This window comes from Cereibacter sphaeroides 2.4.1 (genome assembly GCF_000012905.2).
GTDB lineage: Bacteria > Pseudomonadota > Alphaproteobacteria > Rhodobacterales > Rhodobacteraceae > Cereibacter_A > Cereibacter_A sphaeroides.
Genome location: NC_007493.2, coordinates 2,246,264 through 2,262,408 on the forward strand (window position 1 = coordinate 2,246,264; position 16,145 = coordinate 2,262,408).

Genomic DNA, 16,145 nt, shown 5'->3' on the forward strand with positions numbered 1-16,145 from the left:
CGATGATGCCTGCCTGGGCCGCGCGTCTCGGCGCGTCGCGCGATCAGCAGCGCGCGCTTGAGGAAGAGCGGAGCCGGACGCAGGCCGCACTTCAGGTCATGCCGCACATGCTGATCGAGCTGGACGCCGACGAACGGCTGCTGCGGGGGCATCCGGGCTGGCTCGACCGCCTGCCCACGCTCGGGCCCATGGCTCCGGGACAAGGGCTGCAGGACTTTCTGCCGGTCGACCTCGCGACGGAGGTGCGCCGTGTGCTGGCCGAAGTCGAGACGACCGGCGCCCCGGTCAGCCGCGACTGGCAGGTGCGGCAGGCGGGCGCGCGCGTCTGGCTTGCGATCTCTGCCGCGCGCCTGCCCCCGCTCGCGCCGGACAGGCGGCCCGGCCATGCGGTCATGATCTGCGACACGACCGAGCTGCACGCTCAGCGCAAGCAGGCCGACAGGCTGGGCAAGTTCGCCCAGCTCACCACCAACCTCGTGATCGTCACCGATCCCCACCAGCGCATCGAATGGGTGAATGCGGCCTTCGAACAGCAGACCGGCCACTCGGGCCCGTCTGTGCGCGGCCAGCCGCTCTGCGCGGTGCTGCAGGGCGAGCCCGCGCCGGGCGGATGCGGCGATCGCCTGCGCGCCATGCTGGCCGAGGGTCGGACGGCACGGGCCGAGGTCGAGGCCACCGCCGCCTGCGGGCGCCGCTTCTGGCTCGATGTCTCGCTCCAGCCGCTTCTCGACGACGAGGGTGCGCTCGATGGCTACATGGCCGTGGCCAGCGACATCACCGCTCACAAGCGACAGGAGGAGCAGCTGGCCGCCATGGCGGCCGAAGCGCGCGCCACCCGGGCGCGGCTCGCGGCCGCCGTCGACGTCCTGCCGGACGGCTTCGCCTATTTCGACGCCGAGGACCGGCTCGTCGTCTTCAACCCTCAGTACCGCGATTGCTACCCCGGCGCCGCGGCGGCCATCGTGCCGGGCGCGAGTTTCGAGCAGATCCTCCGTCAGGCGGTGCAGTCCGGCGACATCCTCGAGGCGCGCGGCCGCGAGGAAGAGTGGTTGGCCGCGCGTCTCGCCGCCCACCACCGCGGCAGCAACCAGCAGGAGCAGCAGCTGGCCGACGGGCGCTGGCTGCGCGTGATCGAACGGCAGACCCCTGACGGCGGCCGCGTGGGTCTCAGGGTCGATGTGACGGCGCTGAAACTGGCCGAACAGCGGACCCGCATCGACTTCTCGGCCACGATGGACGCGTCGCAGGACGGGATTGCCTTCACCGATCCCGAAGGGCGCTACATCTACATGAACCCGGCCCACCGCGAGATGTTCGGCATCGCCACCGAGGACGAGATCCTCGGCCGGTCCTGGCGCGAGCTCTATTCAGGCGACGTGGCCGACCATATCGCCACCACGGCCCTGCCCGCGCTGTTGAGCACCGGCGGCTGGCGCGGCGAGCTGATCGGCCGACGCCGCGACGGCAGCGACCTGCCGCAGGAGGTGTCGCTGACGCTCAAGGCGGACGGGGGGATCATCTGCATCTCGCGCGACATCTCCAAGCGGCTGCGCGAGCAGCAGGAACGCATGCGCCTGCGCGAGGAGCTGCAGATGGCGCAGCGGCGCGAGGTCATCGGGCAGCTGGCCTCCGGCCTCGCGCACGACCTGAACAACCTGCTCGCGGCCATCGGCGGCTCGGCGCTGCTGATCCAGGAGATGCAGTCCGGCGCGGCCGAGGTCCATGCGCAGCGCATTCTGGCCGCGACCGAGCAGGCCGGGGCCCTCGTCCGCCGCTTCCTCACCCTCGGCAAGCGGCAGAGCAACCGCTCGCGCATCGACCTGTGCCCCCTCCTGCAGGAGGCGGCCGATCTGGTGCAGGCGGGCCTGCGCAACCGCACACGGCTCACCCTCGCGCTGCCCGATGCGCCGATCTGGATCGAGGCGGATCCGACCGACATCCTGCAGGTGGTGCTGAACCTCGTCATCAATGCGCGCGACGCGATCTCGACCGCGCCCCCGCGCGAGGGCGGCCACGAGATCAGCGTGACGCTCGCGCCGGCCGGGCCCGCTCAGCTCGTGCAGACCTACGCGGTGGGCGCGCCCTGCGCCGACCGGCGCTATGTCTCGATGACGGTCAGCGACAGCGGCCCCGGGATCGAACCTGCGATGCAGGCCAAGGTGTTCCAGCCCTATTTCTCGACCAAGGGCGCCGCGGGCACCGGGCTCGGGCTCGCCATCGTGACGGGGGTGCTTACCGCCAACCACGGCGCCATCGCGCTGCAGAGCGCGCCCGGAGAAGGCACGCGCTTCACCGTGCTCTGGCCGGTCAAGCCGCCGGACGCGGCGGCCCCCTCCGACGAGCCCGCGCCGCATTTCGCCCTGCCGGCCATCGCAGAGCCTGCCGCCTCCGCACAGACCTTCGCCTTGCCGGTCGCCGCAGAGCCCGCCCCGGGGCCGGAGATGCGGCCTGCCGGTCGCCTCGCCGGGCGCACCATCCTCGTGGCGGACGACAATGCCGATGTGCTGCGGGTGCTGGTGGCCTTTCTCGAGGGGGCGGGCGCCGAGGTCGTGCCCTGTTCGGATCCGCGCGACGCGCTGGCGGCCCTGCAGGACGACCCGCGGATCTGGGACCTGCTGGTGACCGACTACGACATGCCGCAGATTTCGGGGGCCGACCTCTGCCGCGCCGCCAATGACCTCGCGCCGGATCTTCCGGTGCTGCTCATCACCGCCCTGCCCGACTGGCGGAGCCGGATCAGCGCTCCGGCGCCCCGCTTCACTGCCGAGCTCGGCAAGCCCCTCGGCCGCGCAACACTGCTCGACGCGGCCGAGCGCGCGATCGGCGCGAAGGCGGGCTAGCGCCGCGAGGGATCAGCAGAAGAGAAAATCCTCGGCATCGAGCGCTGTGGCCCGAACGTGCTGCAGCAGGATCGAGTCGGTCTCCGAGAACACGATCAGGGTGCCGCCGCCGACCTGACGCAGCTCGAGCGGGGCCGCATAGTCATGGATTTCCAGCCGGTCGCCGCCGTTGCCGACCCGGAAGTCGGTGATGACCTCGCGCCCGTATCCCGCGGCGAAGACGAACGTATCGGCCCCCGCCCCGCCGGTCAGCACATCGCGATCGATCCCGCCATCCAGACGGTCGTTGCCGGACCCCCCGACGAGCCGGTCGCTTCCGGTCCCGCCCGCCAGCCGATCATGGCCCGCGCCTCCGATCAAGGTGTCATGCCCGGTTCCGCCGTTCAGCACATCCGAGCCGTCGCGCCCCTCGAGCCGGTCATTGCCGCCGCCGCCCGACAGCCGGTTCGCGGCCCCGTTGCCCCACAGGACGTTCGCAAGCCCGTTGCCCGCCCCGTTGATCGCCGCCGTTCCCGTCAGCACCAGCCGCTCGACATGCGCCGCGAGCTGGTGGCTCACCGAGGCGCAGACGCGGTCCAGCCCCTCGCCTGCCCGCTCGACGACCTCGTCTCCTGCGTGATCGACGATGTAGGTGTCATTGCGCGTGCCGCCGATCATCCGGTCGGCCGCACCGCCGCCCCGCAGCGTGTCGTTGCCGCCGAACCCGTAGAGCAGATCCTCGCCGCTTGTGCCACGCAGGTCGTCTGCGCCGCCCTTGCCGAAGACCGTGCTGTCCGAGGGCAGCCGGATGTTCTCGACATAGGCGGTCAGCCGGTCGGGCGGCTGCGCCATCTGCCCTGCCCAGGGCGTCAGCTCGGGCGGGGTCGCCCAGAGATCCGCGAGGCTCGCGAGCGGGCCCAGATCCCAGATGCCGCCCTCGACATGCTCCGGGCCGATCCGCGCCACGGTCCTGCCGTCGACCCGGAAGAAGGCGGCCTTCTCTGTCACCTCGATCTCGTAGACATGCGGCGCGTCGGCCGCGTCGAACCCGAGATCCACGATCATCGGCTGGCGGAGCGAGACGTGATGGCCCGCCCCGTCCTCGAAATGCACGGCGAGGTGGATTCGCGTCGTGTCGCCGCCCACGAACTCGATATCGAATTCCCGCCACGGCTGAACGCGATAATCGTCCTGATAGAGGAAGAGGCCGAAGACCGTGCCGTCGACCATGCGCGGCGCCTGGGCCATCCAGCTCCAGGAGCCGGTGGTGAAGGCGGCCTCGGACTGGAGCTCCCCGCCGAGCCAGGGCCGCGCGGCGCTGTCGTGCGACCGGTTCAGGATCAGGGCGATGCGCTCATCCTCGAGCAGCCGCACATTCTCGCCCGACCAGCTGGTCAGGTAGGATTGCCCGGCGTCCCAGGTGGAGACCAGAAAGTCCTTGCCGCCATGCCGAAGATACATCCGCCGGTCCCTCGTCCTTCCCTGCGGCGGGCGAGGCGACTCAACCCTGACGCGCAATCCTGACTAGCGGTTCGGCAGGGCAGAAGAACGACAGGACTTCGACAAGGGGACATACTTACGGCAGGAGGGCTGTCCCATCTGGATGGGACGGCCGTCCTCCCGCGTTGCGGCGCCCGCGCGTCAGACGGGCACGGCCGGCACGGACCGGCCGGCGCGCACCGGCGGCGGCAGGCTCCGGCCCAGATGCCGCGCGAACCAGGCCGCCGTTTCGGGCAGGCCCTCGGACAGCGGGACCTGCGGCTCCCATCCGAGCAACCGCTTCGCCCGCCCGATGTCCGGCCGCCGGCGGCGCGGATCGTCCTCGGGCAGCGGCCGGTGAACGACGCCCGCGGCCGTGGGCACGAGGCTCTGCACCAGCGCCGCCAGTTCGGCAATGGTGAACTCGCCCGGATTGCCGAGGTTGACCGCGCCGTCGGGCGTCTCCTCGGCCTCCATCAAAGCCATGAGCCCCGCCACGAGATCCGAGACATAGCAGAAGGAGCGCGTCTGCTCGCCCGTGCCATAGACGGTCAGCGGCTCGCCCCGCAGCGCCTGCACGAGAAGGTTCGACACGATCCGCCCGTCATCGGGGCGCATGTGCGGCCCGTAGGTGTTGAAGATGCGCGCCACCCGCACGTCCGCCCGTTCGCGGCGGCTGTAGTCGAAGCAGAGCGTCTCGGCTGCGCGCTTGCCCTCGTCGTAACAGGCGCGCGAGCCGGTGCAACTCACGTTGCCGCGGTAGTCCTCGGGCTGCGGATGGATCTCGGGATCGCCGTAGACTTCCGACGTCGAGGCCTGCAGGAAGCGCGCGCCATGGGCCTCGGCCAGGGCCAGAAGGTTCCCTGTGCCCACCACGTTCGTCATCATCGTATGGACCGGGTCGGCCTGATACTGGGGCGGCGAGGCGGGGCTGGCGAGGTTATAGACCCGCTCGACCGTCTCGCTCAGCCGGATCGGCTCGACCACGTCCTGCCGGATGAGGCGGAAGTCGCGGAAGGTGCAGAGCGCCTGCACATTCTCCATCGAGCCGGTCAGGAAGCTGTCGAGGCAGAGCACGCGATGGCCCTGCCGCAGCAGCGCCTCGCAGAGATGCGAGCCGACGAAGCCCGCACCGCCGGCCACGAGGATGGTGGTCTGTGCGGTTCTCCTGAGCATGACTGCCTCCGTTGTCCCGGCGCCACCTGCGCCCCGTCACCGCCTACCGTCCCAGGGCGCCTCAGGCCGCCGCCGCCCGCAGATCCCGCAGCGCCGCCGCCAGCTCGCGGGCCCGGGCCCGGCCCGTGTGCTGCGCGAGCACCCGCCGCCGGGCCGCAAGCCCTATGGCGCGCCGCGCCTTCTCGCCCATCGTGCCGAGGATCTCGACCACCTCCTCCGTGCCGTGTGCGATGCAGATCGCCTCTCCGTCCGGCAGAAGCTCACCCAGACCGCGCCAGTCATCCGAGATGACGGGCGTGGCGCAGGCCGCGGCCTCGAAGAGCCGCACCGAGGGGGACCAACCCATCCGGCGCATGGCCGCGCGGGTCACGTTCAGCGTGAACCGCTGGCGGCTGTAGAAGGCCGCGTGATCGGACGGGGGCAGATGCTCGATCCGCGCGACATTGGCGGGCCAGTCGATCTCGGCCGGATAGGAGGGGCCCGCCACCACGAAGCGCCGGTCGGGCATCCGCCGGGCGGGCTCGATCAGTAAGGCCTCGAGCGTGGGCTGCCGATCCGGGCTGAAGGTGCCGAGGTAGCCCAGATCCCACTCCGGCGCCCCCGGGACGGGGAGATAGCGCTCGGGATCGACCGAGCAGTAGAGCGCACGGGCGGCGCGCGCCCCGCGCACCCGTTCGAGATGGTCGAGCACCTCGCCCCCGGAGAAGGAGAAGTAGAGATCGAAGAGCGGCACCTGCCGCGCGGCGAGAAACTCCTCCTGACCCTCGTCGAGGAGGCTCATCGTGACCGGCGTGTCGATGTCGTAGAAGGCGAGATGCCTCGGGCGCAGCGCCGCCACCGCATCGATCACTTCACGCCCCTCGGGAACGTAGGAGCCGATGATGACCGCATCCGCCGCCCGGATCCGCTCGGCCCAGGGTCCGGTCAGGTCCGCCACCGCGTGATAGAGGGCCAGCCGGCAGAAGTCGGGCTCGGGCAGGTCGCGGTTGTCGGCATACCAGGGCACGTCGCGCTCGAGAAAGAGCGTGCGGTGCCCCTCCTCGGCCAGTCCGCGCAGGAGGGCCCGGTAGGTGGTGGCATGGCCATTGCCCCAGGACGAGGAGAGCGACAGGCCGATGATGACGATGTCGAGGCTCATTCCGCCGCCTCCATCCGGCCCGGATGCCGCTCGAACAAGGCATGGGCCTGTGCCGCCCGGTGCGCGTAGGTATGTTCCGACAGCACCCGGCGGAGGGCCGCCTCCCCCATCAGCCGCGCGCGCTCGTGGCCCACGCTGCGCAGCAGGTCGGCCACATCCTGCCCGTCGCGCGCCACCAGCACCTCCCGGTCGGGCATGAGGAACAGCTCGATCCCCTCCCAGGCGTCGGTGACGAGGCAGGCGCCCGCGCCCGCCGCCTCGAAGACGCGCGTGGCGGGCGAGAAGCCGTTGGCCGCCATGCTGTCCCGCGCGATGTTGAGCACCATCCGCGGCGAGCCGTTCAGCGCATTGTGGTCCGCCGTGCCGACATGGCCCAGCCGATGGACGTTCGGCGGGAAGGGGCGGTCGTGCCAGCCCGAGCCCCCGAGAAGGAAGCGCGCACCCGGCACCGCGTGGGCCGGACGCGTGAAGAATTCCTCCACGCGCGCGTCGCGATCCGGCAGCCGGTTGCCGAGGAAGGCCAGATCGCCCACGAACCGGTCCTGCGGCGCCACCGGATGATGCGTCTCGGGATCGAGCGCATTGTAGATCGGCACGCACTCGCGCGCCCCGAGCGCGCGGTAGGCCGCCACGACCGGATCGCCACCGCCGTAGGTCAGCACCAGACCGAGCGATCCCAGAGCCCGCCGCAGCGGATGGTCCGGTGCGGCCTGCATCTCGGCCAGCGTCGCGGGCGCGTCCACATCCCAGAAGACGCGCAGCGCATCGGGCCGTGCGGCGCGCAGCACCTCGGCCAGCAGGAGGTCGTCCTCGTAGCCCACGCCCGAGCATTTCACCACGATGTCCGCCTGACCCGCCTCGGCCGCAGCCCGCTTCAGCGCCTCGGACGTGCCGTCATAGACCACCACCCGGCACCAGTCGGGCGGATCGATGTCGCGGTTCTTCTGCCGGTCGTAGACGTCGGGCTCGTAGAAGGTCACGCGGTAGCCCAGCCCGGCCAGCGCGCGGATCATGCCGCGATAGTAGGTGGCGGCCCCGTTCCAGTAGGCCGAGACGAGGCTCGATCCGTAGAAGGCAATGCTGCGCATCAGGCCACCTCCGCCCGGTCGGCCGGCAGGCCCAGCTCAGAAACGATCGACAAGAGCTCATCCACGCGGTGCCGGCAGGTGTGGCGCGCCCGGATGGTGGCCAGCCCATGTTCCGCCAGCGCCTCCGCGAGGTCGCGGTCGTGCAGGACCGCGCGCAGGTGGCGCTCCATCTCGGCGCCGTCGCGGGCGACGAGAAAATCCGTTCCGGTGCGGAAAAGACCCTCGCTGTCCGACCACGGCGCGGAGATCAGAGGGATGCCGCAGGCCAGCGACTCGAAGACCCGGATCGTGGGAATGCCCGGCAGCGCTTCGACGTAAGGCCTGCGCGGAACATGAACCGTCACCCTGTGGCGACCGAAGGCGGCGGGCACCTCGGCATTGGGGATCCATCCCCGGTAGGAGATGCCCGCGCCCGCCAGCCGCACCAGCGCCTCGGCCGGATAGCGCACGCCGCGCACCGTCGTGCGCAGGCCCAGCCGCCCGGCAGGCTCGATCAGGAACTCCGACAGTTCCGCGCTGCGTTCGCCGTCGCCCCAGTTGCCGATCCAGATCAGGTCGCCCTCGATCTCCGAAGGCATCGGGCGGAAGAGCGTATCGTCGGCCGCCTCGTGCCAGGTGAAGACCTGCCGCCCCCAGCCTGCAGCAAGGTAGGTCTGGCGCAGGGTCTCGCCGAAGGCCAGCACGCCGTCATAGCCCGACAGGTCGAGCCTGCCGATCTCGCCGCCGGCGCTGACGGCGCGATGATGCGTGTCGTGGAAGAGAAGCAGGAACCGCCCGCCCGCAGCCCGCGCGCGGCCGAGGCGCGAGACCAGGGCCGGCTCCGTCCATTCGTGCACCACCACCACATCGGCCTCCGCAAGCGCGGCCTCGTGATCGAAGCCCGCCCCGTAGGTCTCGACCGGAAGATCGGGGAAGGTGCGGGCGAAGGCTGCCTCGGCTCCCGCACCCTGATCGGCCAGCAGGTTCTGGCGGCTCCAGCCCCCCTGCGGTTCGACCGCCCGCGCCGCGTGGCCGCGGTGGATCAGGTCGCGCATGACCCCGCGCAGGAAATGCGCGTTGCCGTGGTTCCAGTCGGAGACGAGCGAATGGGTGTAGAACAGGACCTTCATGTCACCTCGCGGCGCGGAGAGTTTCGGGAATGGGGCAGAGCTCGGCATAGATGGCGGCCATGGCGCGCGCCTGCCGCTCGGGCGTGTAGAGGGCGGCGCGGGCCTGCGCGGCCTGCCCCAGCCTGCGGCGACGGGCCGGGTCGCGGATGAGCCGGTTGACCGCCTCGGCCAGCGCCATCGGATCCTCGGGCGGGAAGAAGACGGCCGCCCCGTCCCAGAGTTCGCGGAAGGTGGGGATGTCCGAGAGGACGAGCGGCAGCCCGCCCCGCGCGGCCTCCAGAACGGCCAGACCGAAGGGCTCGTAGCGCGAGGGCGAGACAAAGATCGAGGCCTCGCACATCAGTTCGAGCATCTCGGCATGGCTGATCTCGCCCCGGGCCTCGGCCGCGCGGATCGCCACGGCCTGTCCCTTCGGCGAGGCGGCAGCGCCGGCCATCACCACCGGCCAGTCGATGAGCGGGGCCGCCGCGTCGAGCACGGCGGCATTCTTGCCCTCGTCCCACCAGCGCCCCGCGGACAGCACCATCGGCCGCGCCATCCGCCGCGCGGGGGCCGCGACGCGACTGGCATTGGCCACCACCCGCACCTCGGGCATCGGCCCGTAGGACCGCGCCATCAGGTCGGCCTGCACGCGCGTGGGCGTGACCACCACATCGGCCGCGGCAAGGCCCTGCCGGTTCAGCCGCCGCTGCCAGAGCCACCCCGCGGGTAGCACGCCGTCGCGCACCGCCGCGAACCAGGTCACGACGCAGGAATGCGAGACCGCCAGCACCGGCACCGGCACCGACAGACCCGCCGCCTGCGACGGCAGGTTCAGGTGGATCAGATCCACCCGATGGCGCCGGGCGACGCCCGCGATCATCTTCGGCACCACGGCGAGCTCGGATTCGCCGCCCACCAGCCAGTCGAGCGGCGCATCGCACCAGTCGAGCGGACCCAGCCCCTCGGCCTCGCGCCGCTGCGCCTCGGACGGTTCGGGGCCGAAGCCCGCGAAGACCACGTCCACCTGCCCCCGCAGCCCCGCCGCGAGGTCCATCGCGTAGCGCCAGACACCGCCCACGGCATCGACCGTCATGAGGATGGTCAGCCGCGCCCCGCTCATGCGGATCTCCGCGCGCGCGGCGGCTCGGCCTCTGCCGCCGGCACCCGGCCGACGCGGTGCTCGGCCAGCCACGCGGCGAGCCCGGCCAGGCCCTCGCGCCAGCCGACGGTCGGCGACCAGCCGATCGCCGCCCCCAGCGCCCGGGTGTCGGCCACGAACCAGAGCTGGTCGCCCTGCCGCCAGTCCTCTTCGGTCACCGCGACCGGCCCGCCCGTCAGGCGCCCGATCTCCTCCAGCACCTGCCGCAGGCTCACCGCATTCCCGGGCCCGCCGCCCAGATTGAAGGCCTGCGAGCGGACACGCCCGGCGCTCACCTCCGCCATCAGCCGCCGGTAGGCGGCGACCGCGTCGCTCACATGCAGCACGTCGCGCACCTGCCGCCCGTCGCCGAAGACCGAGATCCCCTCGCCCTTCAGCGCCCGGATCAGGAAATGGGCGACCCAGCCCTGATCCTCGGTGCCGAACTGGCGCGGCCCATAGATGCAGGACATGCGCAGGACCGCCGTGGGCAGCCCGAAGCTCTTGGCATAGTCGATCACATACTGGTCGGCCACGCCCTTCGAACAGCCGTAGGGCGTGCAGAAATCGAGCGGCCGCCCCTCTCCGATCCCGTGGGCGAGGATCTCCGGGTCGGCCGGCACATGGCGCTCGCCCGGCTGCATCTCGAGATCCTCGAGTGCGCCATAGACCTTGTTCGTGCTGGCGAACAGGAGCGGCACCGGACGCCCCGTCGCGCGGATCGCCTCGAGCAGGTTCAGCGTGCCGCGGGCATTGATCTCGAAATCGGCGACCGGGCTTTCGAGGCTCGTCGTCACCGCCGTCTGCCCTGCAAGGTGATAGACCGCCGCCGCATCGCGGGCGGCATCGGCCATGGCGCGCTCGTCGCGCAGATCCGCGATCACCGGATGCAGCCGCTCGCCATGCCGCGCCTTGAGCCAGCGGAGATTGTCCTCCACCCCCGCCCGCCCGAGATTGTCGAGCAGGATCACCTCCTCGCCGTCCGACAGGAGCGCATCGGCGAGATTCGAGCCGATGAAGCCCGCCCCCCCGGTGATGACCGCAGGCCGCACCGCCCGCGAGAGCGAGGGCGCGCAGAGCCCGGCCATCGACCGCACGCCCTCCACCCCCTCGGCGCTCAGGAGCCGCGCGAGGAGCTTGGGCTTGCCCGCTTCGACCACAGCGCCCATGTGGTAGTGGCGCGGATCGAACCAGAGCCCCTCCTGCACCGGCACGTCGCGCGGCAGGTCGCGCCAGCCATACCAGTACATCCGGTCGGCAGGCGCCTTCAGCGCCCCCGCAAAGCGCCGCGTCTGTTCCAGCTCGTCGTTGCGCCAGGTGGAATAGCCGGTCTCGGTGATCCAGATCTCGCACGCGGGATTGTGCCGGTCGAGGATGGCCCGCATCTCGCCCAGATGCAGATCCCACCCGCCCCATGTGCTCTCCTCGCTGTCCCAGGTGCCGGGGAAGCCGTGGAAGCCCGCGGCCGCACAGTGCGCCAGCACGCCGCGCTCGCCCATCAGGTCGAGCCAGAGCGGATCGAACGGACAGGGCCCGCCCAGAACGGGCTTCCAGCCGCGTTCGCGCACCCACCAGGCGGCGCCCCCCACCATCTCGCAGAAGAGCAGGAAGTCGCTGTCCAGCCGCCAGTCCCAGTCGAGCAGATTGTTGGGCTCGTTCCAGAGCTCGACATGCGAGAAATGCCGCCCGTAGCGGGTCAGCGCATGGTCGACGAAATCGGCGTAGGATTTCAGCTCGCGTGGCGGGCCCGAACTGCGGCCCGTGCGCGACAGCGACGGCGGCGTGTAATGGATGCAGGGCAAGAGGTCGATCTCGCGGCCGAGCCGCGGGATCAGCCAGTCGAACCAATCCGAGCCGCCGGGCGTCACGAAGTCGGCCCAGCTCAGGTGCGTGCGCAGATAACGCGCGCCGCTGGTGGCCAGACCCTCCAGCGCCTCCTCGACCCGCTCTTGATCGCCCGGGCGGAACCATTCGACGAAGCCGAAGTCGCGGCTCATGTCACGAGCCCCCGCTCCTCGAGCTGGCGTCGCATGTCGGCGCCGCGATCCTCGGCAGCGCTGCCCGCCACCCAGGCCACGAAATCGCCGAGCGAATCCTCGAGCCGGTGGCGCGGCTCGAAGTTGAGGATCGACCGCGCCTTCGAGATATCGGCGAAACAGTTGCGGATATCGCCCGACCTGGCGCGGTCGAGGATCTCGGGCGTGAGCTCGGGCCGCCCCATCGCTTCGGCCAGAAGGCGCGCCACGCCGGCGATCGTGTAGGCCGCGCCCGACCCCACATTGATGACCTCGCCCGCCGCGTCCGGCGTCTCGAGCGCGAGCCGGAAGGCGCGGGCCACGTCGCGCACATGGACGAAATCGCGCTTCTGCTCGCCATCCTCGAAGATCGTAGGCCGCTCGCCGTTGGCCAGTCGCGCGGCGAAGTTCGCGAGCACCCCGGTATAGGGGTTCGACAGCGCCTGCCCCGCGCCGAACACATTGAAGAGCCGCAGCGCCACGGCATCGACCCCATAGGCCTCGCCATGGATCAGCACCGCCTGCTCCTGCACATATTTGGTGAGCGCGTAGATCGAGGCCAGATCCACCCGCTTCTCCTCGTCCGTGGGCACGGCCATCAGCGACCGGCCGTCCGCATCCACCGGGTTCCAGCGGGCGGCGCGGATGTCCGCCGCCCTGCGCCGCACCTTCTCCAGCCGCGACCCGTCCTCGCGGGCATAGTGCCCCTCGCCATAGACGCTCATCGACGAGGCCACGACGATCCGCGACACCGGCCGGTCGATCAGCGCCTCGAGCAGCACCGCCGTGCCGAGGTCGTTCGCGCCGACATAGCGCGCGATCTCGTACATGGACTGTCCGACGCCCACCTCGGCCGCCAGATGCAGCACCGCATCGCAGTCCTTCAGCGCCGGGCGGAGCCGGTCGACGTCGCGCATGTCGCCACGCACGACCTCGGCGCCCTCGGGCAGCTCGGCCGACGTGCCGCCGTGCACCTGGTCGATCAGCGCATCGTAGAGACGCACCTCATAGCCGTGCGCCAGCAGTTCCTCGGCCACATGCCGGCCGATGAACCCGCAGCCGCCAGTGATGAGTATCCTCGCCATGAGAAGATCCTGAAGCTGTCAATGATGCTGTAGATGCACCGCGGAACCGGAGGATCGCGGGAATGTTCCGACGCCGCCGAAGATCGGGAACGATCCCGGCAGTCCTCTGCCATTCGCGCTTCGCGGTTGGCGCGCCGACCTTCCGGAGGGTGCCTCCGGAACAGAATGCGGTCGGCAGGGTTCCGGGCCGATCCCGAAGAAGATCGTGCCGGGATTGACCCGAAGACCGGAGGACCCATGAACGTCTCCCTGACGCCGGCCCGCGAACGGCCCGCCGGCTCCCAGTCCATGCGCGCGGCACGGCTGATCGGCCCGGGCCGGATCGAGATCGTCTCGCTGCCCCTGCCCGAGCCCGGACCGGGCGAGGTGCGCGTCGCTGTCGAGGCGTGCGGGGTCTGTGCCTCGAACCTCGGCCCATGGTCGGCGCCCGACTGGATGACCTATCCCACCGAGCCGGGCGGCATGGGCCACGAGGGCTGGGGCATCGTCGAGGCGCTGGGGCCGGATGTGACGGGCGTCACGGTGGGCGAGCGCGCGGCCTTCCTCGGCCAGCGCAGCTATGCCAGCCACGAGATCGTGCCCGCGACCCATCTCGTGCCCCTGCCCGAGGGCACCGCCTTCCCGGCCGAACCCGTGGCCTGCGCGCTGAACATCTTCCGCCGCTCGGGCATCGGGCGCGGCGACCGGGTGGCCATCATCGGCGTGGGCTTTCTCGGCGCGCTCCTCACCCGGCTGGCGGCGGATGCGGGCGCCGAGGTGATCGCCATCTCCCGGCGCGAGGAGACGCTGGCCCTCGCCCGCCGCATGGGGGCTGCCCGCACGGTGCCGATGATCGACCATCACGAGATCGTCGACGAGGTGCGCGAGCTGACGAACGGCTCGTTCTGCGAGGTGGTGATCGAGGCCGTGGGCAAGCAATGGCCGCTCGATCTGGCCGGAGAGCTGGTGGCCGAGGGCGGGCGGCTCGTGATCGCGGGCTATCATCAGGACGGGCCGCGGCAGGTGAACATGCAGCAGTGGAACTGGCGCGGGATCGACGTGGTGAACGCCCACGAGCGCCGCCCCGAGACCTATCTTCGCGGCATGCACGAGGCAGTCGAGGCGGTGCAGAAGGGCTGGATCGACCTTTCGGGCCTCCTCACCCACAGCTATCCGCTCGAGGATCTGGCCGCAGCGCTCGACGCCACGCGCGACAAGCCCGAGGGCTTCGTGAAGGCGGTGGTGACATGCAGCTGAGCCTGCCCGTCCGCACCCGTCCGCGTCTGGCCTTCGTGGGACTGGGCTGGATCGGCCGCGCCCGGATGGAGGCGCTGGCCCGCACCGGCCGGGCCGAGATCGTGGCGCTGACCGACCCCGACGCCGCAGCCATAGCCCGCGCGCAGGAGCTTGCCCCCGAGGCCGTCGCCGCGGCCTCGCTGGCCGAGGCTCTCACGCATCGGCCCGACGGGGTGGTGATCGCCACGCCGAGCGCCCGCCACGCCGCCGAGACGCTGGCCGCGCTCGAGGCCGGCTGCGCGGTCTTCTGCCAGAAGCCGCTCGGGCGCAGCGCCGACGAGGTGCGCGCGGTGGTGGGCGCGGCCGCGCGGGCCGACCGGCTGCTGGGCGTCGATCTCTCCTATCGGTTGACAGCCGCAACTTCCGCGATCCGGCCGCTCGTGGCCTCCGGCGAGCTCGGCCGGGTCTTCGCGGTCGATCTCACGTTCCACAACGCCTACGGCCCCGACAAGCCCTGGTTCTACGACCGCACCCTCTCGGGCGGGGGCTGCGTCATGGATCTGGGCGTGCATCTGGTCGACCTCGCCCTCTGGTCGCTCGGCTGGCCCGAGGTGACGCGCGTCGAGGCGCAGATGCTGGCGGGCGGCCGCCCGGCCGCCGCCCACGAGGTCGAGGATTATGCCGTGGCCACGCTGCAGACCGCCTCCGGCTGCGTGATCCGGCTCGCCTGCTCGTGGAAGCTTCAGGCCGGGCGCGAGGCGGTGATCGAGGCGCAGTTCCACGGCACCGAGGGCGGCGCGGCCCTCACCAACATCGACGGCTCCTTCTACGATTTCGCGGCCCACCGCCATCGCGGCACCACGAGCGAGGCCCTGACCGCGCCGCCCGACGACTGGGGCGGGCGGGCGCTCTTCGACTGGGCGGAGCGGCTGGCCGCAGGACAGGGGTTCGATCCCGAGGCGCGTCATCTGGTGACGCTGCACGAGGTGCTCGACCGTATCCATGCCGCCGGAACCCGCACCCCCGCGGGCGGTTGACCCCTCATGGCACCGCGCAGCTACTGGAAGGGCTATCTCAAACTGTCGCTCGTCACCTGCCCGGTGACGCTGATGCCGGCCACCTCGGAGGCCGAGCGGGTGCGCTTCCGCACGCTGAACGGCAGGACCGGCCACCCGGTCGTCAGCCGCTATCTCGATGCGGAAACCGGGGATGTGGTCGATGATGACGACCAGGTGAAGGGCTATCCCCGCAGCGAGACCGAGCATGTGATCCTCGAGGAGGAGGAACTCGACGCGGTGGCTCTCGAAAGCGCGCGGACCATCGACATCGACTGTTTCGTGCCGTCCGACGAGATCGCCTGGATCTGGTACGACCGTCCGCACTATCTGATGCCCGCCGATCCGATCGGAGAGGAGGCCTTCGCCGTGATCCGCGAGGCGATGCGGGCCACCGACCGCTCAGGGGTCGCCCGGCTGGTGCTGGGCGGGCGCGAGCGCGCCGTCCTCCTCATGCCGCGTGGCGAGGGCATCATCCTCTGGACGCTGCGCTATGGCGACGAGGTGCGCCCCGAGGAGGCCTATTTCGGCGATCTCGCGGCCGGGAAACCCGACCCGAAGGCGCTGACGCTCGTCAAGCGCCTGATCGAGGAGCGGACGCGGACGTGGGAGCCCGGCATGGTCGAGGATCCGGTGCAGGAGAACCTGCTCGAACTGATCCGGTCGAAGAAGCCGAAGAAGCGCAGCCGCAAGGCGGGTGCGAAGGCGCCGAAGGGCGGCGACAATGTGGTGAGCATCATGGACGCCCTGCGCAAGAGCATCGAGGGCAAGGGCTGAGCCCGGCTCTGGCGGAGCCTTGCGCCCCGTCCGCCGGCCCGGGCCGCGGCAGCGCCGCCTGCGGGGGTT

12 protein-coding genes are annotated in these 16,145 nt (G+C 71.2%); 4 read left to right on the forward strand and 8 right to left on the reverse strand.

Annotation, left to right across the window (positions count from 1 at the left end; genetic code table 11):
* Positions 1-2 precede the first annotated feature (2 nt).
* Positions 3-2,840 carry a hybrid sensor histidine kinase/response regulator gene (locus tag RSP_RS10850; protein WP_011338281.1) on the forward strand — a complete coding sequence of 946 codons (2,838 nt, stop codon included), beginning with the start codon at positions 3-5 and terminating at the stop codon, positions 2,838-2,840.
* A gap of 12 nt (positions 2,841-2,852) precedes the next feature.
* Here the strand turns inward: RSP_RS10850 and RSP_RS10855 are convergent, their stop codons facing one another.
* The 8 genes from RSP_RS10855 to RSP_RS10890 all read right to left on the reverse strand — a co-directional run bounded on the left by RSP_RS10855 (position 2,853) and on the right by RSP_RS10890 (position 13,029).
* Positions 2,853-4,280: a family 16 glycosylhydrolase gene (locus tag RSP_RS10855; RefSeq protein ID WP_011338282.1), complete on the reverse strand. Its 1,428-nt coding sequence runs from the start codon at positions 4,278-4,280 to the stop codon at positions 2,853-2,855.
* A 180-nt stretch (positions 4,281-4,460) separates the two neighbouring features.
* Positions 4,461-5,474 carry a UDP-glucuronic acid decarboxylase family protein gene (locus tag RSP_RS10860; protein ID WP_011338283.1) on the reverse strand — a complete coding sequence of 338 codons (1,014 nt, stop codon included), beginning with the start codon at positions 5,472-5,474 and terminating at the stop codon, positions 4,461-4,463.
* A gap of 61 nt (positions 5,475-5,535) precedes the next feature.
* Positions 5,536-6,612, reverse strand: a complete 1,077-nt coding sequence (locus tag RSP_RS10865) for a CgeB family protein (protein ID WP_011338284.1) — start codon at positions 6,610-6,612, stop codon at positions 5,536-5,538.
* Positions 6,609-7,700 (reverse strand): CgeB family protein, encoded by a 1,092-nt coding sequence (locus tag RSP_RS10870; protein WP_011338285.1) that lies wholly within the window; start codon positions 7,698-7,700, stop codon positions 6,609-6,611. The genes RSP_RS10865 and RSP_RS10870 overlap by 4 nt, the downstream gene beginning before the upstream one ends.
* Complete coding sequence (locus RSP_RS10875; RefSeq protein WP_011338286.1) at positions 7,700-8,809, reverse strand: CgeB family protein; 1,110 nt, start codon at positions 8,807-8,809, stop codon at positions 7,700-7,702. The genes RSP_RS10870 and RSP_RS10875 overlap by 1 nt, the downstream gene beginning before the upstream one ends.
* A gap of 1 nt (position 8,810) precedes the next feature.
* On the reverse strand, positions 8,811-9,911 hold the full coding sequence (locus RSP_RS10880) for a glycosyltransferase family 4 protein (protein ID WP_011338287.1): 1,101 nt from the start codon (positions 9,909-9,911) through the stop codon (positions 8,811-8,813).
* Positions 9,908-11,926: an NAD-dependent epimerase/dehydratase family protein gene (locus RSP_RS10885; protein WP_011338288.1), complete on the reverse strand. Its 2,019-nt coding sequence runs from the start codon at positions 11,924-11,926 to the stop codon at positions 9,908-9,910. The genes RSP_RS10880 and RSP_RS10885 overlap by 4 nt, the downstream gene beginning before the upstream one ends.
* Positions 11,923-13,029 carry an NAD-dependent epimerase/dehydratase family protein gene (locus tag RSP_RS10890; protein WP_011338289.1) on the reverse strand — a complete coding sequence of 369 codons (1,107 nt, stop codon included), beginning with the start codon at positions 13,027-13,029 and terminating at the stop codon, positions 11,923-11,925. The genes RSP_RS10885 and RSP_RS10890 overlap by 4 nt, the downstream gene beginning before the upstream one ends.
* Positions 13,030-13,266: 237 nt before the next feature.
* Between RSP_RS10890 and RSP_RS10895 the strand changes: the two genes are divergently transcribed.
* From RSP_RS10895 to ku, 3 genes are read left to right on the forward strand one after another with little or no spacing between them, the layout of a single operon-like run.
* Positions 13,267-14,265 (forward strand): MDR/zinc-dependent alcohol dehydrogenase-like family protein, encoded by a 999-nt coding sequence (locus tag RSP_RS10895; RefSeq protein ID WP_011338290.1) that lies wholly within the window; start codon positions 13,267-13,269, stop codon positions 14,263-14,265.
* The gene (locus RSP_RS10900) at positions 14,256-15,281 is read left to right on the forward strand and encodes a Gfo/Idh/MocA family protein (protein ID WP_011338291.1); all 1,026 of its coding nucleotides are present in this window, start codon (positions 14,256-14,258) and stop codon (positions 15,279-15,281) included. Before RSP_RS10895 ends, RSP_RS10900 begins: the two co-directional genes overlap by 10 nt.
* A 6-nt stretch (positions 15,282-15,287) precedes the next feature.
* A complete protein-coding gene (gene ku, locus RSP_RS10905; protein ID WP_011338292.1) occupies positions 15,288-16,076 on the forward strand; it encodes a non-homologous end joining protein Ku in 789 nt (262 codons plus the stop codon).
* Positions 16,077-16,145 lie beyond the last annotated feature (69 nt).